At 72.6% G+C, this 3,074-nt stretch carries 1 protein-coding gene; it reads right to left on the bottom strand.

The annotated features are described in order from the left end of the window. A partial coding sequence (locus tag ACIG47_RS26405) for a S8 family serine peptidase (protein ID WP_397434030.1) occupies positions 1 to 3,074 on the bottom strand: 3,074 nt, incomplete at both ends.

Consider the following 3,074-nt stretch of genomic DNA (forward strand, 5'->3'; position numbering starts at 1 on the left):
CACACCGAGCGCGCCTCGTCCTGCGTCAGGCGCGTGATCGTCCTGCCCAGGTCGTCCGACCGGTACAGGCCGGACGCCGTCGCCAGCCACAGCCGTTCCGGGTTCTGGGGATCGAAGGCGACCTGGTTGATCCGCACCTGGTGTGGATAGGTCGTCCAGTGGGCGAACCCGTCCTGGGAGACCATGACTCCGGCCTCGCGCTGGGTCGCGTAGGACACCGCGACGGTGTCCCCGCCTTCGCCCGTCACCTCGTGCGGCGACACGGCGAGGCTCAGGGCCTTGAACCCGCCATACGGCCCGACGTCGGTCAGGTCACCGTCGCCGGCGCCGGAAGTTCCCGTGCGGATCTTGCCCAGCCCGAGCGCGTCCGCACCGATGGCCCAGACGGCCCGGTCACCTACCGGCGACTGGACCACCTCGTCGAGCTGGAACCCGATCCAACCCTCGTGACCGGAAGGTCCCCAGTCCGGTGTGTCCGCCGAGATCTCGGCGAGCGACCGTGTGTGCAGACCGTAGTCGTCCACGGCACGCAGCACGGCCTCCCCCTCCGCGTCCGTACCGGCCTCGACGTCGTAGACATCGGTGCCCGGGACACCGGTGCGGGCCCAGTGCTCGCCGTCGTCGGTCGCGTAGTAGCCGGCTGCCTCCATCGCGAGGACGATGCTTCCGGTGGGCTTGCCGGGCCAGTGGTCCACGTCCGTCGCGAGCGAGCCGTCAACGGGTAGCGGATGCGTGTCCCAGGTGGCGCCTCCATCGGTGCTGGTGCTGTAGCTCGACAGACCCGCGACGTACACGGTGCCCTCGACCAGCGTGGCTTGCGTGACATAGGTCTGGCCGGTGTCCGGGCCCTTGGTCCAGGTGGCACCGCCGTCGGAGGAGATCAGTGCGAGGCCGTCGCCCTGGATGGCGACGGCGGCGGACCCGTCACCGACGACACCCTGGGGGAAAGGGTCCGCGGCACTGGTCGTGTAGGTCTGCGTGACCTCGCTGCCGCCGGACAGGACGTCAGCGACGCGATAGATGCCGTGGTAGGTGGTGATCAGCAGGTCGTCGCCGGCGAAGGTGGCGTTGGACACGGATCCGCTCCAGGCCGGGGCGACCCGGCGCCAGTTCTGCCCGCCGTCCTTGCTGAGGTAGACGCCGTCGTCGGTCACCGCGGCCAGCGCGTCGCCCTGGGCGACGAGCTCGCTGACGGCGACGTCCGGGAACGGCAGCACCGTCCAGGTGGCGCCCGCGTCCGGGGTGTGCACGATGCGGCCGTTGTAGCTCGGGTCGAGGGTCACGTTGCCGGCGGCACCGTTCAGGGCGACGTAGAAACCGCCGGGCGTTGCGGTGTCGGCCACGGGGATGCCCCAGCCGTCGGCCACGGGCATGCTGCGCACCCGCCGCCAGGTAGCGCCGTAGTCGGTGGTGACGAACGGGTGCACACCCGTGGAGGCCATCGCCAGGCCGGTTCCCGGAGCCTTCGGCGACGTGGCGAGGGCCCTGGCCACACCGGTGCGTCCGACCTGCTCCCACTGCCCGGCCTGGTCGGCGCCCTCGGACTGCACGCCGCCGGTACCGGTCAGGGTGCGGCCGGTCACCGTCGCGCGGGCGTCGAGGCGGTAGGTGCCGGGTTCGTCGAGCGGCACGGTGCCGCGGTACCAGCCGGGGCTGGTGCCGACGGCGGTGAGCGCGGCGGTGTACTTCTCGCCGGACGGCGCGGTCGCCGTCGCGGTGGGTGTCGCCTCGGGGGTCATCGGCGCGTAGACGAACACATCGGTGCTGCCGGTCGCCAGCGAGGGCGAGGACTGCACGTACAGCGGGCGCACGTAGGCCGCGTACGGGACGCGCACGGTCGTGCCGTCAGAGACACTACCGACCACCACGCCGGAGGTCTCGCCGTCGATCTCGCCGGACTCCGGGGTGACGGTGAGGTCGACCGAGGCCTGACGGCCCGCCGGGATCCGCAGCTTCCGGGTGGACAGGTCGACCTGGCCCGTGCTGCTCTTCGACGGCTCGGCGGAGAGCCTGACCGTCACCGCACGGTCACCGGAGTTGCGCAGCACCACGGTGCTGGTGCGGGACGGGTTCGGACCCATGTCGGCCAGTCCGAGGGAGACGGCGTCGGGCGAGGCGGTGACCTGCTGGTCGACGGCGGCGGCGACGTCGAGCGTGCCGGCGCCCTGGCCGGACGGGGACGCGTCGGCGTCGTCGGAGCCGAGCTCCTGGGCGCTGCCGATGAGGGTCGCGCGCAGCTGCTGCGCGGTCTGCTCGGGGCGGGCCTGGGCCAGGAGGGCGGCGGCGCCGGCGACGTGCGGTGCGGCCATCGAGGTGCCGGACATCCGGTACTGGTTCCCGTCCACGCCGAACTCGGCCGGGATGTCGGACATGATCTCGTAGCCGGGGGCCACGATCTCGGGCTTGAGCGTCATCGCGTCGCTCGGCCCACGGGAGCTGAAGTCAGTGATCGTGTCGGTCCGGTCCACCGAGCCGATCGTGCCCGAGACGGTGCCCGCCGCGACCTCCGCCTTGAAGGTCTGGTACTGGGCCGAGGCGATGTTCATCATCACCAGCGACTCGCGCCGCAGGTCGAACCCGCCGCCCGCCAGGACGTTCGCGGACCCCTGGGGACCGGAGCCTTGATCGCCGGTCGGGTCGGTCGCACTGGGCGCGTAGAGCAGGGCGCCGACAGCCCCGTGCTCCTCGGCGAGCTGGGCCTGCAGCAGGTGCGGCACCTGCAACTCGCCCAGGGAGGTCGTGGTGACGCTCTGCATGACGACGATCGCGCCGCGCACGTCGCCGGCCTGCTCGTAGTCCTCCTCCTCAAGTCCGTCGCCGACGTCGACCAGGCGGGCCGTGATGCCGCCCGCGGGCGGGTTGGCCGACATCGGGAAGCGGGTCACGTCCAGCGGCCGCGGGTCGTCGCCCGGTGCGGCGCCGTCGAGGGTCAGGGTCGGGTCGGCGACGCCGGTCACGCTCGCGCCGACGGCGATGACACCCTCGGCCGCGGCCGGGGAGCTCACGCTCTGGGAGTAGGGGCCGGCGTTGCCGGCCGCGGCCACGACCACGACGCCCTGCTGCACGGCGGCGGT

It is taken from the genome of Promicromonospora sp. NPDC052451, assembly GCF_044547525.1.
In the GTDB taxonomy this organism is placed as follows: Bacteria; Actinomycetota; Actinomycetes; order Actinomycetales; family Cellulomonadaceae; genus Promicromonospora.